The sequence below is a fragment of the Streptomyces sp. NBC_00523 genome (assembly GCF_036346615.1).
In the GTDB taxonomy this organism is placed as follows: Bacteria; Actinomycetota; Actinomycetes; order Streptomycetales; family Streptomycetaceae; genus Streptomyces.
The window spans coordinates 2,490,522-2,506,467 of the sequence record NZ_CP107836.1 but is presented as its reverse complement, the minus strand read 5'-3'; the positions used below and the strand labels follow the sequence as shown (position 1 = coordinate 2,506,467).

11 protein-coding genes, 1 tRNA gene and 1 pseudogene are annotated in these 15,946 nt (G+C 72.7%); 10 read left to right on the top strand and 3 right to left on the bottom strand.

What is annotated here, in order from left to right; translation table 11 throughout:
* Positions 1 to 207: 207 nt before the first annotated feature.
* Positions 208 to 411: pseudogene (locus tag OHS17_RS11280) on the top strand (hypothetical protein); the annotation flags it as partial.
* 59 nt (positions 412 to 470) lie between these two features.
* Positions 471 to 1,088: a DUF4291 domain-containing protein gene (locus OHS17_RS11275; RefSeq protein ID WP_330312048.1), complete on the top strand. Its 618-nt coding sequence runs from the start codon at positions 471 to 473 to the stop codon at positions 1,086 to 1,088.
* Here the strand turns inward: OHS17_RS11275 and OHS17_RS11270 are convergent.
* Positions 1,043 to 1,519: a hypothetical protein gene (locus OHS17_RS11270; RefSeq protein WP_330312047.1), complete on the bottom strand. Its 477-nt coding sequence runs from the start codon at positions 1,517 to 1,519 to the stop codon at positions 1,043 to 1,045. The genes OHS17_RS11275 and OHS17_RS11270 overlap by 46 nt on opposite strands.
* Before the next feature lie 41 nt (positions 1,520 to 1,560).
* Entirely contained in the window at positions 1,561 to 2,145 is a 585-nt protein-coding gene (locus tag OHS17_RS11265) for an AAA family ATPase (protein ID WP_330312046.1), read from the bottom strand.
* Between the two features lie 176 nt (positions 2,146 to 2,321).
* Between OHS17_RS11265 and OHS17_RS11260 the strand changes: the two genes are divergently transcribed.
* The 3 genes from OHS17_RS11260 (at position 2,322) to OHS17_RS11250 (ending at position 7,561) form a co-directional block, all read left to right on the top strand.
* Positions 2,322 to 4,985, top strand: a complete 2,664-nt coding sequence (locus OHS17_RS11260) for an alpha/beta fold hydrolase (RefSeq protein ID WP_330312045.1) — start codon at positions 2,322 to 2,324, stop codon at positions 4,983 to 4,985.
* Positions 4,982 to 5,860 carry an ABC transporter permease gene (locus tag OHS17_RS11255; protein ID WP_330312044.1) on the top strand — a complete coding sequence of 293 codons (879 nt, stop codon included), beginning with the start codon at positions 4,982 to 4,984 and terminating at the stop codon, positions 5,858 to 5,860. The genes OHS17_RS11260 and OHS17_RS11255 overlap by 4 nt, the downstream gene beginning before the upstream one ends.
* 132 nt (positions 5,861 to 5,992) lie before the next feature.
* Positions 5,993 to 7,561, top strand: coding sequence for a vWA domain-containing protein (locus tag OHS17_RS11250; protein WP_330312043.1), 1,569 nt, complete (start codon positions 5,993 to 5,995; stop codon positions 7,559 to 7,561).
* Positions 7,562 to 7,706: 145 nt separating this feature from the next.
* Here OHS17_RS11250 and OHS17_RS11245 read toward each other — a convergent pair.
* Positions 7,707 to 7,779, bottom strand: a tRNA-Arg gene (locus OHS17_RS11245).
* A gap of 317 nt (positions 7,780 to 8,096) precedes the next feature.
* Between OHS17_RS11245 and OHS17_RS11240 the strand changes: the two genes are divergently transcribed.
* The 5 genes from OHS17_RS11240 (at position 8,097) to ettA (ending at position 15,942) form a co-directional block, all read left to right on the top strand.
* Positions 8,097 to 9,749: a dynamin family protein gene (locus tag OHS17_RS11240; RefSeq protein ID WP_330315223.1), complete on the top strand. Its 1,653-nt coding sequence runs from the start codon at positions 8,097 to 8,099 to the stop codon at positions 9,747 to 9,749.
* Entirely contained in the window at positions 9,746 to 11,677 is a 1,932-nt protein-coding gene (locus OHS17_RS11235; RefSeq protein WP_330312042.1) for a YfjP family GTPase, read from the top strand. The genes OHS17_RS11240 and OHS17_RS11235 overlap by 4 nt, the downstream gene beginning before the upstream one ends.
* A 100-nt stretch (positions 11,678 to 11,777) precedes the next feature.
* Positions 11,778 to 12,392 (top strand): single-stranded DNA-binding protein, encoded by a 615-nt coding sequence (locus OHS17_RS11230; protein ID WP_330312041.1) that lies wholly within the window; start codon positions 11,778 to 11,780, stop codon positions 12,390 to 12,392.
* A 211-nt stretch (positions 12,393 to 12,603) separates the two neighbouring features.
* Entirely contained in the window at positions 12,604 to 14,061 is a 1,458-nt protein-coding gene (locus OHS17_RS11225) for an LAETG motif-containing sortase-dependent surface protein (RefSeq protein WP_330312040.1), read from the top strand.
* A gap of 216 nt (positions 14,062 to 14,277) precedes the next feature.
* On the top strand, positions 14,278 to 15,942 hold the full coding sequence (ettA, locus tag OHS17_RS11220; RefSeq protein ID WP_073863553.1) for an energy-dependent translational throttle protein EttA: 1,665 nt from the start codon (positions 14,278 to 14,280) through the stop codon (positions 15,940 to 15,942).
* The last annotated feature ends 4 nt before the right edge of the window (positions 15,943 to 15,946 follow it).

Below are 15,946 nucleotides of genomic sequence, written 5' to 3'. Positions count from 1 at the left end.
CATGGCCTTCGCCATGCGCTTGTACGGCTCCGAGCGCGTGCCCCGATCGTTGCCGTACGGCGTACAACCGCGCACGGCCCAGGGCGGTCCCAAAGACGGTCCGGTTTCCAAGGGGAGGGCGGGTTCGCACCTACGGCGAAGAAGTTGTGGAACGCGGTGGTGGCCGGGGGCGCGGCGGCCGTGTTCACCGCGATGGCGGCGGCGCCGACCGACAAGACGGTCAAGAAGGTGACGTCCAGTTCGACGGGGGCGCTCAAGACCACCGTGAAGGCCACCGATTCCGGCACCTGGCGGTGGAACTACTACGGGAACTCCACGGCCGGAGCGAAGGCGTCGGCTGGTGACCACGTGGCCGTGTCGTCCGGCGTTCGCGTGATGCACGGACCGCGCGTGATGCACGCGGCCCGCTAGGCCCTGGCCGGCCGGAAACTCGTTCGCCGTCAGCCCGCCGCCGGTGCTGGGATGGCTGCATGACCGCATCCGCATCCGCAGCCATCCCGCCCCAGCACCAGATCCGCGCGCTCCACACCGCCGAAACCGTGACCGTCTATCAGGCGTACACCCCGTCGCTCGGGCTGCCCGCCGCCCGCGACGGGCGCTTCCCGGCCGCCTGGAAGCGCGACCGCATGACGTGGATCAAGCCGAGCTTCCTGTGGATGATGTACCGCTGCGGCTGGGGGACGAAGGAGGGCCAGGAGACCGTCCTCGCCGTCGAGATCACCCGCGAGGGCTTCGACTGGGCCCTCGCCCACGCCGAACTCTCCCACTACGAACGGGACGTGCACCCCGACCACGCCACCTGGCAGCGCGAGCTGCGCCGGGCCCCCGCCCGCGTCCAGTGGGACCCCGAGCGCGACCTGCACCTGAACCGGCTCCCGTACCGCTCGCTCCAGCTCGGCCTGGCCGGGGAGGCGTCACGGCGTTACGCGGACGAGTGGACGGTCTCGATCCGCGACGTCACCCCGCTCGCCCGGGAGATCCACGCGCTGGCCCGGGCGGGCGAGACGGAGGCCGCGACCGCGCTGCTCCCGGACGAACGGGTCTACCCGGCGCCGGCGGCGGTCCCGGGGGTGTCTTCACCGTCGTAGGCGGCCAGCGCGGCCTGGCGGCATTCCAGCAGGTCGCCGAGGTTCTCGTGGGACACGTGCTCGCGGGCGAGCGCCACCATGGCCCTGGCCTCGACCGACGCCCACGCGTGGCGCGCACGTTTGTTGGCGCGGCGTCTGGCGTCGCTGCGCAGGAAGCTCGCTCCCGCAGCGAACCCGGCGGAGGCGAGGGCGGCGAGGGCGGCGGCCACCCGCACATCCGCCGAGGCCAGCCCCGCCGCTCCGGCCGTGCCCGCCAGCAGGGCCGCGGGGAAACCGAGGGCGATGTCCGTCCTGGCCCAGAACTCGGCCCGACGGTGCGCGATCTTCCTCTGCCGCGTCGCCTCGTCCCGCATCCGGACGATCTCGGCACGCAGGCGCTGTACGGGAGCGTCCGGACCCAGGTGCGTGATTCCGTCAGTGGAATTGACCATAGGGGCATTCCAACACGCTTGTCCTGAAAGGGATTTGGCGATCACGGACAGCCTTCGGGCGGGTGGGGCGTGAGCTTCCCACAAGGCTGTCGGGCCCCGGTCCACCCCGTCAGCTCCACGATCTCCCGCGCGATGTCCGGTACCGTCCGCCCGTCGGTCGCCAACCGCGTGGTGTCCGCCGGGACCCGGGCGTCGAGCATCCGGGCCTTGCGGTGGCTGCTGAGCAGCTCGTGCTCCAGCTCGGAGCCGATCTCGCGGCCGGTGAGCCGCTGCTCGGCCGTCGCGTCGGACGCGGTCAGCAGCACCCGTACGCACCGCACCCCGCCCCCCATCGCGCGCTCGAACATGGGCGCGGTCTCGGGCAGCACGCACACCGTGTTGGTGTAGACGAGACGGCGCACGCCCAGGGCCGCGTAGTTGGCCCAGACCGCCGCCAGATTGCGTTCGGTGATCAGGGACCGGCGCGGGTCGTCGTCCGGCGCGGGGTGCACGGCGCACATGAAGTCCCCGTCGATCACCGCGTGCACGGCCCCCGCCTCGCGCAGCCGCGCCGACACCTCCCAGGCCACCGTGGTCTTCCCGACGCCCGCGCGGCCGCCGATGAGCAGTACTTCCGGCAGTTCCATGGCGGCAGCGTTCCAGAGCGCGGGGCCGTCGCGCGACGCAATTGGCGGGCCGGACCGCCGTACCCCGGCATACCGCGTCCGGAGTACGAGGCCCGCTTCCGTACGCCTTGAGGATGCCCGGGAGTTCCGCCCGGCGGCAGGTGGGACGGGGTGGCGGGCCGCATAGGGTCGGACGCATGGACTCCCCTGTTGCGCGTACGTCCCGGTGGCGGCGCCTGCTGCCCCGCACCCGAGGCCGGTGGGCGGCGGCCGGTGCCGCGCTCCTCGTGCTCGCCGGTGCGGGCACCTGGACGGCGGTGGCCGACGACAGCGGCCCGGCCGTGCACCGCCAGGACCGGATGATGCGCGTCGACGGGGTCTCCCTCGACACCTCGTACTTCACGGCCGGGGGCGACGGGCGCCGGCCCGCCGTGCTCATCGGCCACGGATTCGGCGGCAGCAAGGCGGAGACCCGGGCGCAGGCCGAACAGCTGGCCCGCGACGGATACGCCGTCCTCACCTGGTCCGCCCGCGGCTTCGGCAAGTCGGGCGGCAGGATCGGGCTGAACGCGCCGGACCGCGAGGTCAAGGACGTGTCCCGGCTGATCGACTGGCTCGCCGGCCGCCCCGAGGTCCGGCTCGACGCGAAGGGCGACCCGCGCGTCGGCGTCACCGGGGCGTCCTACGGCGGCGCGGTCTCGCTGCTCGCCGCCGGGTACGACCACCGCGTCGACGCCATCGCCCCGCAGATCACCTACTGGAACCTCGCCGACGCGCTCTTCCCGGACGGGGTGTTCAAGAAACTCTGGACCGGGATCTTCGTCAACTCCGGCGGCGGCTGCGCCAACTTCGAGAAGGAGCTGTGCGACCTGTACGAACGGGTCGCCGTCAACGGCAAGCCGGACGCCGCCGCCCGCGACCTGCTCACGAAGCGCTCCCCGAGCGCCGTGGCCGACCGCATCAAGGCCCCCGCGCTCATCGTGCAGGGCCAGACCGACTCCCTGTTCCCGCTCGGCCAGGCCGACGCCATGGCGAAGGCCATCGCCGCCAACGGCGCCCCCGTCTCCGTCGACTGGGCGGCCGGCGGGCACGACGGGGGCGACATGGAGACCGGCCGGGTGGAGAAGAGGATCGGCTCCTGGTTCGACCGGTACCTGAAGGGGGACCAGGGCGCCGACACCGGACCCGCCTTCCGCGTCACCCGGACCGGCGGCATCGACTCCACGGACGGCGCCGCCCTCACCAGGGGCGCGAGCAGCGACACGTACCCGGGCCTGCACAGCGGCCCCCGGACCGTCGCATTGCACGGGCGCACCCAGAAGATCAGCAACCCCGCGGGGGCCAACCCGCCCTCGATCTCCGCCGTCCCCGGCGTCGGCGGCTCGCTCGCCCAGCTCTCCACCCTCGGCGTCGGCGGCCTCGCCCTCGACTTCCCCGGCCAGTACGCCCGCTTCGACTCCGCCCCGCTGCCCGTCGCCCGCCGCATCACCGGCGCCCCCACGGTCCGGGTGACCGTGCAGGCCGACCACGGCGACGCGGTGCTGTTCGGCAAGGTGTACGACGTGTCGCCGGACGGGAAGCGGCAGGTGCTGCCCGCCCAGCTCGTCGCGCCGTACCGGATCACCCCCGCACAGCAGGGCAGGCCGATCCAGCTGACCCTGCCCGCCGTCGACCACGAACTCGACGCGGGCCACCGCCTCCGCCTCGTCCTCGCCGCGACCGACCTCGGCTACGCGTCCCCGGCCGAGCCCGCCACGTACACCGTCTCCCTCGACGGGCCCCTCACGCTTCCCACCGCGCCCGGCCTGAAGACCGCCTCGGCCGCACTGCCCTGGTGGACCTGGGGGCTGCCGGCCGCCGCCCTGGTGATCGCCGCCGCCCTGCTGCTCACCGCCCGGCGCCGTACCGCGACGCCCGCACCCGACCCCGCGCTCACCGACGTACCGCTCCAGATCACCGGCCTGTCCAAGAAGTACGCCAAGTCCGCCGACCGGTACGCGGTCCGCGACCTCTCCTTCCGCGTCGAGAAGGGGCAGGTGCTCGGCCTGCTGGGCCCCAACGGGGCCGGGAAGACCACCACCCTGCGGATGCTCATGGGGCTCATCACCCCCGACGACGGCGAGATCCGGGTCTTCGGGCGGGCCATCCGCCCCGGCGCGCCCGTGCTGTCCCGGGTCGGCTGCTTCGTGGAGGGCGCGGGCTTCCTGCCGCACCTGTCCGGGCGCGCCAACCTGGAGCTGTACTGGAAGGCCACCGGCCGCCCCGACGAGGACGCGCGCATCGAGGAGGCCCTGGAGATCGCCGGGCTCGGTGACGCCCTGGCCCGCGCCGTGCGCACGTACTCGCAGGGCATGCGGCAGCGGCTCGCCATCGCCCAGGCCATGCTCGGCATGCCGGACCTGCTCATCCTGGACGAACCGACCAACGGGCTCGACCCGCCGCAGATCCGGGAGATGCGGGACGTGATGATCCGGTACGCGGCCGGCGGCCGCACCGTGATCGTCTCCAGCCACCTCCTGTCCGAGGTGGAGCAGTCCTGCACGCATCTGGTCGTCATGGACCGGGGCAGGCTCGTCCAGGCCGGCCCCGTCGCCGAGATCACCGGCTCCGGCGACATGCTCCTGGTCACCGCCGCCGACCCGCTCACCGAACCCCTCGTGGAGAAGGTCGCCGCCCTCCCGGGCATCGGCTCCGCCGTCCGCACCGACGACGGGCACGGGCTCCTCGTCCGGCTCGACGGGGCGACCTCGCCCGAGCTGATCGCCGAGCTGGTCCGCCTCGACGTGCCGCTGACGGGCGTCGGCCCGCACCGCCGCCTGGAGGACGCCTTCCTCACCCTGATCTCCGGAGGCTCCGCATGAGCACCGCAGCCGGCCTCACCGAGGCCCCCGAGGCGCCGGGCTACCGCGCCCGCCACACCCTCCCGCTGCGCGTCGAGGCGGTCCGGCAGTTGCGCCGGCGCCGGACCCTGCTGATGGGCGGGGTGCTGGCCGCGCTGCCGTTCATCCTGATCATCGCGTTCGCGATCGGCGGCACCCCGGACGGCGGGCGCGGCGGCGCGGACCGGATCACGCTGATGGACACGGCGACCGCGTCCGCCGCGAACTTCGCCGCGACCTGCCTGTTCGTCTCGGCGGGCTTCCTGCTGGTCGTCCCGGTCGCGCTGTTCTGCGGCGACACCGTGGCCTCCGAGGCGAGCTGGTCCTCCCTGCGCTATCTGCTGGCCGCGCCCGTGCCCCGGGCCCGGCTGCTGTGGAGCAAGCTCGTCGTCGCGCTGGGCTTCAGCCTCGCCGCGATGGTCCTGCTGCCGCTCGTCGCGCTCGCGGCGGGGGCGGCGGCCTACGGCTGGGGGCCGCTCCAGCTGCCGACCGGGGGAGCGCTGTCGGCCGGGGACGCGGTGCCGCGCCTCGCGCTCGTGGTCGCGTTCGTCTTCGTGTCCCAACTGGTGACCGCGGGCCTCGCGTTCTGGCTGTCGACGAAGACCGACGCCCCGCTCGGCGCGGTGGGCGGGGCCGTCGGGCTGACCATCGTCGGCAATGTGCTCGACGCCGTCACCGCGCTCGGCTCCTGGCGGGACTTCCTGCCCGCCCACTGGCAGTTCGCCTGGGCGGACGCGCTCCAGCCCACCATCGAGTGGGGCGGCATGGCGAAGGGCGCGGCCGTATCAGTGACGTATGCCCTGATCCTGTTCGCTTTCGCGTTCCGTGGGTTCAGCCGTAAGGACATCGTGTCCTGACCTTGACATTCCGCCGGTTCCGCGCTCGCCGTTGCCGCATCGAGATCGTTCCGCAACCCTTTCGTCCGGTCCGGGCCGCCCGTCCGCACGTCACATTCACAAGTGCTGACGTGACGACACAGGGGGTACGGGATGGAACACCGCACACGGAAGTACCGGGGCGCGGTCGGGCTGTTGCTCGCGACGGGCGTCCTGCTCACCGGCTGCTCGGGGACGGACAGCGGCGGCAAGGCGACGTCCGACCAGCGGCGCGCGGGGGCGCCCGCGCCCGCCTACACACGGGGTGACACGGACGAGCAGAAGAACGACGACGGCGGCGCTGACCGGCTGAAGGAGAGCGCCCCGCCCGACTACCTCTCCACCTTCGCGCTGGACGTCGACACCGCCTCGTACGGCTACGCCCGCCGCACCCTCGCCGACGGCCGGCTGCCCGGACCGGAGACCGTGCGGCCCGAGGAGTTCGTCAACAGCTTCCGGCAGGGCTACCACCGCCCCGAGGGCAACGGCTTCTCGGTCTCCGTCGACGGGGCCAGGGCCGCCGAGGAGGACGGCGACTGGTCGCTGGTCCGGGTCGGCCTGGCCACCAAGGCCGCGCCCAGCACGGCCGAACGCCCCCCGGCCTCCCTCACCTTCGTGGTGGACGTCTCGGGCTCGATGAACTCGCCCGACCGGCTCGGCCTGGTCAAGACCTCGCTGGGCATCCTCACGGACGAGCTGCGCGACGACGACTCGATCAGCCTGGTCACCTTCAGCGACGACGCGGAGACCGTCCTGCCGATGACCCGGCTGAAGGGCCACCGGGGCAAGATCCACGACGCGGTCGACTCGCTGGAACCCGGCGCCTCCACCAACGTCGGGGCGGGCATCGAGCGCGGTTACGAGGAAGCGGTGGAGGGCCGCCGCAAGGGCGGCAACAACCGTGTCGTCCTGCTCTCCGACGCGCTGGCCAACACCGGCGACACCGAGGCGGACGACATCCTCGAACGCATCGACTCGGCTCGCCGCGAGTACGGCATCACCCTCTTCGGCGTGGGCGTCGGCAGCGACTACGGCGACGACTTCATGGAACAGCTGACCAACAAGGGCGACGGCCACACCACGTACATCGCCGACGAGGAACAGGCCCGCAAGGTGTTCGTGGACCAGCTCCCCGCCCACCTCGAACTGACCGCCCGGGACGCCAAGGCGCAGGTCGCCTTCGACCGGAAGACCGTCGAGAAGTTCAAGCTGATCGGCTACGAGGACCGCAAGGTCGCCGACGAGGACTTCCGCGACGACAGCGTGGACGGCGGCGAGGTCGGCCCCGGCCACACCGTCACCGCCCTGTACGCCGTGCGGCTGCGCGACGGCGCCTCCGGCCATGTCGCCACCGCGACCGTGCGCTGGCTGGACCCGAAGACCCGCAAGCCGCACGAGGAGACCGGTTCCGTGACGGCCGGGGCGATCACCGGCAAGCTCTGGGGCGGCCGGAGCACCCGCCTCCAGGTGACGGCGGTGGCCGCCTACTTCGCGGAGAACCTGCGCGGCACCGGCCTGCCCGGCGCCCCGGGCCTGGGCGAACTCGCCGACCGGGCCGAGAAGCTGGCTACGACGACCGAGGACGCCTCGGTGACGAAGCTGGCCGACGCGATCACCCGCGCGGAGCGGCTGAAGGGCGGCGGGGACATGGTGGAGGACAAGGGAGAGGGCGAGATGGACTGACGGGAGGGGCCGGGGGAGCGGCGCGCTCCCCCGGGGCCCCGGGGATGTTTACGCCGTCACTACACGGACCGCGCTAGCGTGCTGTGCTCCGCGAGAAGTGGGACCTCCCTCGGGGGGAGGTCCGACGCGGGCGGCTGGGCCTGTGCGCCCCCGGCAGGACTCGAACCTGCGGCCAAGTGCTTAGAAGGCACCTGCTCTATCCACTGAGCTACGGGGGCCGGGTGGTGGCTGCGGTGGTCAGGAGCCCCGGGACCGGGCGGTCCGTGACCTTGCCGGATCAAGGATAGGGCTCCGATTGGCTCGACCTCGTTGCTTCACCTGCGTGGCACGATGTGGAGGTTCGGTGAAGCGAGACGATAATCGCAGGTAGGCCCGGATCACGCACCGCTTTTGGCGCTTCACGCCACGGGTGTTGTGCACTCGTTATGCCTGCGCCCCACTCATCCCCTCTGTCCGGACGGAGGAACCGGCGCGCAGAGGTGGCTATACGCTTCAAAAAGGCTCCAAAATTGGGCATTCTTCGCATGTGGTGACCTTGGACGTACGGCCTCAGCTCATCGACGCACTCTCCGCCCTGCGCGACCGTGTCGCCGCCGTGCGTCTCCCACTCCCGCTCCCGGGCGCCGCCCGCGCCCGGCAGACCAGGACCGAGCTGCTCGCCCAGCTGGACGACTACCTGCTGCCCCGGCTCAAGGATCCCGAGGCGCCCCTGCTCGCCGTCATCGGCGGATCGACCGGCGCCGGCAAGTCGACGCTCGTCAATTCGCTGGTGGGGCGCCGGGTCAGCGAGGCCGGGGTGCTGCGGCCCACCACCCGCACACCCGTCCTGGTCTGCCACCCGGACGACCAGCACTGGTTCACGGGCGTACGGGTGCTGCCGCAGCTCACCCGGGTCTGGCTGCCGCCCGAGGAGTACGCCGAGCCCGGCCAGTGCGACGACCTCGACGGACCCGACGGCCACGCGGCCGAGGAGGGCACCGCGCTGCGCGTCGAGACCGCACCCGGACTGCCGCGCGGGCTCGCCCTCCTGGACGCCCCCGACATCGACTCCCTCGTCGTCCGCAACCGGGTCCTGGCCGCCGAACTCATCTGCGCCGCCGACATCTGGGTCATGGTCACGACGGCCTCCCGGTACGCCGACGCCGTGCCCTGGCATCTGCTGCGTACCGCCAAGGAGTACAACGCCTCGCTCGTCACCGTTCTCGACCGCGTCCCGCACCAGGTGATCGCCGAGGTCTCCCGCCAGTACGGGGCCCTGCTCACCAAGGCCGGGCTCGGCGAGGTGCCCCGGTTCACCATCCCCGAACTGCCCGAATCGGCGGGCGGCGGCAGGGGGCTCCTGCCCACCACCGCCGTCGCCCCGCTCCGCGCCTGGCTCGCGCACCGCGCCCAGGACCCGGCCGCCCGTCAGCAGGCCGTCGGCCGGACCGCCGCCGGGGTCGTCGACTCCCTGAACGTCCGGATGCCCGCGCTCGCCGGAGCCGTCGCCGCGCAGTACGCCGCCGCCGTACGGCTCACGGGTGTGGTCGAGGAGGCGTACGGGAAGGAGGGCGCCCGGCTCCGGCGCCGGCTGAAGAACGGCGGCGCGCTCGCCGGCGACGCCCGGACCAGGTGGCGCGGCTACCCCACGTACAGCAGCTCCGACGAAGTGCTCGACGCGCTGGTCGAGAGCCTGGCCGCGCTCCTGGAATGCGGCGTCGCCGCCGCCGACGAGCAGATCCGCGCCGTCTGGCGCAAGGAACCCGCCGCCGCGGCCTTCGCCTTCGAGGCGGCGGGCCGCGAGGAAGGCGGCTGGGGACCGGCCGAGGACATCCGGGGCCGGATCGACATGGCCGTACGCAGATGGCGCCGGATCCTGGAAGAACTCGCCGAGGAGGAGCTGCGCCTGATGGAGCGCAACACCGCCCCGGACCCCGAGACCGTCGCCGCCCTGCTGGCCGCCTCCCTGCTCGGCGGACGCCGCGCCCGCACCGCCGGTGAACAACTCGCCGAACGGATGGGGGCGCAGGGCGCGCTGCGGCTGCGCGACAAGGGCGGCGCGCTGCTCACCAACTGCCTCGACCACGTGCTGAACGGCGAACGCGACCGGCGGCTCGCCCCCCTGGACGCCCTCGACGTGGCCCCCGAGCCACAGGCCGAACTCATTGCCGCGCTGTCCCTACTGCAGAAGGAGAGGTGGCAGCGATGACTGCCGTCACTGACGAGAATCCGGGGCAGGGCGGAACCGGGGAACAGCTGTCCGACACCTCCGGCTCCGATACCACTACCTCCCGCACCTCCCGTTCCGGCACCGGCTGGGACGACGGGCTGATCGCCCGGCGCGCGCAGGCCGGCCGGAAGGAGGCCGAACAGACCCCGGACGAGGCCCCCGAGGAAGAGGAGGACGACGGGCGGCCGCAGGTCGAGGCGTACGTGGACTCCGGCAGCCCGCTCCGGCCGCGCCTGGACGCCCTGCGCGAACTCGTCGGCCTCTCCCGGGCCCGCCTGGACCGGGCCGCGCTCGCCGAGGCGGGCCGGGTGCTGGACGAGGCGGCGGCCCGGCAGCGGCTCTCCTCCCGGCACACCGTCGTCGCCATCGCCGGGGCGAGCGGCAGCGGGAAGTCCGCCCTCTTCAACGCGCTCGCGGGCGCCCAGCTCTCCGAGACCGGCCTGCGCCGCCCCACCACCTCCTCCCCGCTCGCCTGCTCCTGGACCGACGGGGCCGCCGGACTGCTGGACCGCCTCGCCGTGCCCGGCAGACTGCGGCGGAGGCCGGCGCCGGGCGCGGCGGCCGACGAGGCGCTCCAGGGCCTCGTCCTGGTCGACCTGCCCGACCACGACTCGGCGGCGAAGGGCCACCGCGACCAGGTGGACCGGGTGCTCGCGCTGGTCGACGCGGTGATCTGGGTGGTGGACCCGGAGAAGTACGCGGACGCCGCCCTGCACGAGCGCTACCTGCGCCCCCTCGCCGGCCACGCCGAGGTCACCTTCGTCGTGCTCAACCAGATCGACCGGCTCCCGGGCGAGGCCGCCGACCAGGTGCTGGACGACCTGCGCCGGCTGCTGGACGAGGACGGCATGGCGCTCGGCGAGCACGGCGAGCCCGGAGCGACCGTCCTGCCGCTGTCCGCCCTCACCGGCGAGGGCGTAGGTGAACTGCGCGAGCTGCTGGGCCGGTTCGTCCAGGACCGCACGGCCGCCACCCGTCGCCTGTCCGCCGATGTGGACGCGGCGGCGGCCAGGCTCCGCCCGGTGTACGTCGCCGAGGGGCGGCCGGGTCTGGGGGAGCGGGCCCGGGAGGAGTTCACGGACCGGCTCGCGGAGGCCGTGGGCGCCGCGGCGGCGGGCCAGGCGGCCGAACGCGAGTGGCGCCGCAACGCCGGACGGGCCTGCGGCACGCCGTGGCTCCGGCTGTGGCGCTGGTACGAGGCCACGCGGCAGCCCGGCAGCCGGGACCGGGTCCCGCTCGCCGCCCCGCCCGAGGAACGGCTCACCGCGCGCCAGCGCGTCGAGCAGGCCGTGCGCACGGTCGCGGACGATGCCGCGGCCGGACTGCCCGGACCCTGGGCGCAGGCGGTGCGGGAGGCCGCGGTGCACGGGGCGAAGGGGCTGCCGGACGCGCTGGACGAACTGGCGGGGCGCGTGACGGGCGGCGAGGCGGCCGCGCGGGGCGCGGGCGGCGGTGCGGTGTGCGCGACGGCGTCGGAGCCCGCGGGCGGCACGGCGAACAGGGGCGCGGGTGAGGGCCGGGGCGGGCGCGCCGCCGGGAGGCCGCCGCGGCCCGCGTGGTGGCCGGCGGCGGTGCTGGCGCAGGTCGCGATGACGCTGCTGCAGATCTTCGGCGGCCTGTGGCTGGCCGGCCAGATCATCGGGGTGCTGGAGCCGGGGCTGCTGACGCCCGCCCTGGTGATGCTCGGCGGCGTCGTGGGCGGCCCGCTCGTCGAGTGGTCGTGCGCGGCGGCGGCCCGGGGACCCGCCCGGCGGTACGGGCAGGAGGCCGAACGGCGGTTGCGCGAGGCGGCGGCAGCCTGCGGGCGGGCCCGGGTGCTCGACCCGGTGGCGGCGGAGCTGATGCGCTACCGCGAAGTGCGGGAACGCTATGTGGCGGTGACGGAGTTTTCCACAACGGGCCGTTAGTCCACAGCCCCCGGCAGGATTTCCGCCTCCCCTCCAGCATGGGACCGGTGACCGCGCGCACGGCGCGGCCACGGGATCCGGGCGAAGGGGAGGCGGAGTCATGAACGAGACCCTGGTGACGCTGGTGGGCAACGCGGCGACGGCGGTGGAGTTCCGGGAGACGGCGAGCGGGGGTATGGCCCGCTTCAGGTTCGCGGTGACGCCCCGGCGCTGGGACCGGGCGAAGGAGGTCTGGGCCGACGGGCACACGAGCTTCTACACCGTGTGGGCGTGGCGCACGCTGGCCGCGAATCTGACGGGCTCGGTCGCGGTGGGGGAGCCACTGGTGGTGCACGGCCGGCTGAAGGTGCGCGAGGAGGAGTTGGAGGGGCAGCGCCGGACCTTCGTGGACATCGAGGCGGTGGCGGTGGGCCACGATCTGACCCGGGGCACCGCGGCCTTTCGCCGGGTGGTCAGGGGCGAGCCGGGGCTGACTTCGAGGTACGGGCCGGCGCCGGTCGCGGCGGGGGCCGATCCGTGGGCGGTGCGGGAGGCGCCGGAACGGGAGGCGCCGGAACGGCCGGTCGAGGAGCCGGTGGACGGTGGTGGACCGGCGGGCGGCGCGGAGCCGTCGGGGGAGGCGCCGGTGCGGGAGCGGCCGGTGCGGCGGCGGACGGTGCGTCAGAAGGAGGGTGCGGCGGCCCGGAAGCCCGACTCCGATCTGGTGAGCGCGTGACGACCAAGCGTGCCGGGGCCGGTGGCCGCAACGGGGCGCGAGGTGCCCGGGATAACGATTGCGATTCGGAATGGTTGTCGGATGGTATGACGGGGGACTGTTCATGGCTTGCTCCATAGGATCTCCCCGTACTCACAAGGCACTTGAGTAGCAGGCGGGACAATCCCCACACGCGTACCGGGCGCGAGGGTCTCGCCCGGAGGGGAAATAAGTGTTTTCTGCTTCTTCAGCGACCGCTTCGTCATCCAAGGCGACGGCCCCGACCGCACGGCGCGGGCGCATAGCCCGGCTGACCGCTTCCGCGATGGCGTCCGGCCTCGTGGTGGCCGGAGCCCTCGTCGGCGCGGGCACCGCGACGGCCGACGAGGTGCCCGCGCACCAGGGCGGGGCCACCGCCGTACTGGACGGCCTCAAGACCTATGACACCGCGCTCCTGCACGACGGGGGCAAGACGCGCAAGGTGTCCGCGGGGCTGTTCGAGATGAACGTGGACGGCGGCGGCACGCTCAAGACGTACTGCATCGATATCCACAACCCGACCCAGGACCGGGCGAAGTACCTGGAGACCCCCTGGGACCAGACCTCGCTCGGCGGCAACAACGACGCCGGCAAGATCCTCTGGATCCTCCAGCACTCCTACCCGCAGGTGAACGACCTCGCGAAGCTCGCGGAGGCCGCCAAGACCGGGCCGCTCACCGAGGAGACCGCTGCGGCCGGCACCCAGGTCGCGATCTGGCGGTTCTCCGACCACGCCGACGTGACCGCCCAGGACGAGCAGGCGGAGAAGCTCGCGGACTGGCTGGAGAAGTCCGCCACCGTCACCGCCGAGCCCAAGGCCTCCCTGGCGCTCGGCCCGGTCGCGGTCTCCGGCCGCTCCGGTGAGCGCCTCGGCCCGGTCACCGTCCACACCAACGCCGGCCAGGCCACGGTGACCCCGCCGGCGGACCTCGCCAGCGGCGTGAAGGTCACCGACAAGGCGGGCAAGCCTGTCACCACGGCGTCCGACGGCGACCAGCTCTACTTCGACGTGCCCGCCGGCTCCGACGAGGGCAACGCCTCGCTGACCGTCCAGGCCGCCACCTCCGTCCCGGTCGGCCGCGCCTTCGCCGGGGTCACCAAGAGCCAGACCCAGATCCTGGCCGGCTCCAGCGAGTCGACGGTCTCCGCGACCGCCACCGCCACCTGGGCCAAGCAGGGCCCGATCCCGACGGCCACCGCCGAGAAGAACTGCGCCAAGGGCGGCGTCGACATCACCGTCGGCAACAAGGGCGACGAGGCGTTCACCTTCGAGCTCGACGGCAAGGAGAACACCGTCGAGGCGGGCAAGACCGTCACCGTCACCGTGCCCGTCGCCGAGGACCAGGCGTACGACATCACGGTCACCGGCCCGAACGGCTTCTCCAAGACCTTCAAGGGCGTCCTGGACTGCAAGACCACGGGTAGCACCACCGGCGGCGGCAGCACCGGTGGCACCGACACCCAGACCGGTGGCGACAAGCCCACCACGGCCACGGCCGGCGGCAGCACGGGCGGCGACGACACCAACCTCGCCGAGACCGGCAGCTCCAGCGCCACCCCGATGATCGCGGGCATCGCCATCGCCCTGGTCGTCGTCGGCGGCGGCGCGGTCGTGCTCCTTCGCCGCAAGGGCCGCACCGCAAGTGAGTGACCAGCGGTAGCACACCGCCACACGCACTGATCAAGGCCCCGGCAGGCACCAGCCCGCCGGGGCCTTCGCGTACCCCCGCCCCACCACCCCACCCGGCTCACACGTACCGAGACCCGGGACCGTGCGTATCGCGCACCGGACCGGTTTCCGTCAAGGGGCGGCAGTCAGGCAAGATGGGGTGTATCTGCCCACTCATCGATTGCCGGACGGTTTCTCTTGGCTGAGTACATCTACACGATGCGCAAGACACGCAAGGCGCACGGCGACAAGGTCATCCTTGACGACGTGACGCTGAGCTTCCTGCCCGGCGCGAAGATCGGTGTGGTGGGTCCCAACGGTGCCGGTAAGTCCACGGTGCTGAAGATCATGGCGGGCCTGGAGCAGCCGTCCAACGGTGACGCGTTCCTGTCGCCCGGGTTCAGCGTCGGCATCCTCATGCAGGAGCCCCACCTCGACGAGGCCAAGACGGTTCTGGAGAACGTCCAGGACGGTGCCGCCGAGATCATGGGCAAGCTCAAGCGCTTCAACGAGGTCGCCGAGCTCATGGCGACCGACTACTCCGACGCGCTCATGGACGAGATGGGCAAGCTCCAGGAGGACCTGGACCACGCCAACGCGTGGGACCTGGACGCCCAGCTGGAGCAGGCCATGGACGCCCTGGGCTGCCCGCCCGGCGACTGGCCCGTCGTCAACCTCTCCGGCGGCGAGAAGCGCCGCGTCGCGCTCTGCAAGCTGCTCATCGAGGCGCCCGACCTGCTGCTCCTCGACGAGCCCACCAACCACCTCGACGCCGAGTCGGTGAACTGGCTGGAGCAGCACCTCTCCAAGTACGCGGGCGCCGTGGTCGCCGTCACCCACGACCGCTACTTCCTCAACAACGTCGCCGAGTGGATCCTCGAACTCGACCGCGGCCGGGCCATCCCCTACGAGGGCAACTACTCCACGTACCTGGAGAAGAAGGCCACCCGCCTCAAGGTCGAGGGCCGCAAGGACGAGAAGCGCCAGAAGCGGCTCAAGGAAGAGCTGGAGTGGGTGCGGTCCAACGCCAAGGGGCGCCAGACCAAGTCCAAGGCCCGTCTCGCCCGGTACGAGGAGATGGCCGCCGAGGCGGACAAGATGCGGAAGCTGGACTTCGAGGAGATCCAGATCCCGCCGGGGCCGCGCCTCGGTTCCATCGTGGTCGAGGTCGAGAACCTGTCGAAGGCGTTCGGCGACAAGGTCCTCGTCGAGGACCTGTCGTTCACGCTGCCGCGCAACGGCATCGTCGGCATCATCGGCCCGAACGGCGCCGGCAAGACCACGCTGTTCAAGATGATCCAGGGCCTGGAGACGCCGGACAGCGGCTCCATCAAGGTCGGCGACACGGTCAAGATCAGCTACGTCGACCAGTCCCGCGCCAACATCGACCCGAAGAAGACCCTCTGGGCCGTCGTCTCGGACGAGCTGGACTACATCAACGTCGGCCAGGTCGAGATGCCCTCGCGGGCGTACGTCTCCGCGTTCGGCTTCAAGGGCCCGGACCAGCAGAAGCCGGCCGGGGTCCTCTCCGGTGGTGAGCGCAACCGCCTCAACCTGGCGCTGACGCTCAAGGAGGGCGGCAACCTGCTGCTCCTCGACGAGCCCACCAACGACCTCGACGTCGAGACCCTGTCCTCCCTGGAGAACGCCCTCCTGGAGTTCCCCGGTGCGGCCGTGGTCATCTCCCACGACCGCTGGTTCCTGGACCGCGTCGCCACGCACATCCTGGCGTACGAGGGCGACTCCAAGTGGTACTGGTTCGAGGGCAACTTCGAGTCGTACGAGAAGAACAAGATCGACCGCCTCGGTCCGGACGCGGCCCGTCCGCACCGCGCCACGTACAAGAAGCTCACGCGAGGCTGATCGT

Excerpts from the sequence above, each read along its gene's own strand:
- OHS17_RS11260 (WP_330312045.1), top strand. The coding sequence starts at position 2,322 with ATGGACTCCCCTGTTGCGCGTACGTCCCGGTGGCGGCGCCTGCTGCCC.
- OHS17_RS11250 (WP_330312043.1), top strand. The coding sequence starts at position 5,993 with ATGGAACACCGCACACGGAAGTACCGGGGCGCGGTCGGGCTGTTGCTC.
- OHS17_RS11265 (WP_330312046.1), bottom strand. The coding sequence starts at position 2,145 with ATGGAACTGCCGGAAGTACTGCTCATCGGCGGCCGCGCGGGCGTCGGG.
- OHS17_RS11270 (WP_330312047.1), bottom strand. The coding sequence starts at position 1,519 with ATGGTCAATTCCACTGACGGAATCACGCACCTGGGTCCGGACGCTCCC.
- OHS17_RS11275 (WP_330312048.1), top strand. The coding sequence starts at position 471 with ATGACCGCATCCGCATCCGCAGCCATCCCGCCCCAGCACCAGATCCGC.
- OHS17_RS11230 (WP_330312041.1), top strand. The coding sequence starts at position 11,778 with ATGAACGAGACCCTGGTGACGCTGGTGGGCAACGCGGCGACGGCGGTG.
- OHS17_RS11235 (WP_330312042.1), top strand. The coding sequence starts at position 9,746 with ATGACTGCCGTCACTGACGAGAATCCGGGGCAGGGCGGAACCGGGGAA.
- OHS17_RS11255 (WP_330312044.1), top strand. The coding sequence starts at position 4,982 with ATGAGCACCGCAGCCGGCCTCACCGAGGCCCCCGAGGCGCCGGGCTAC.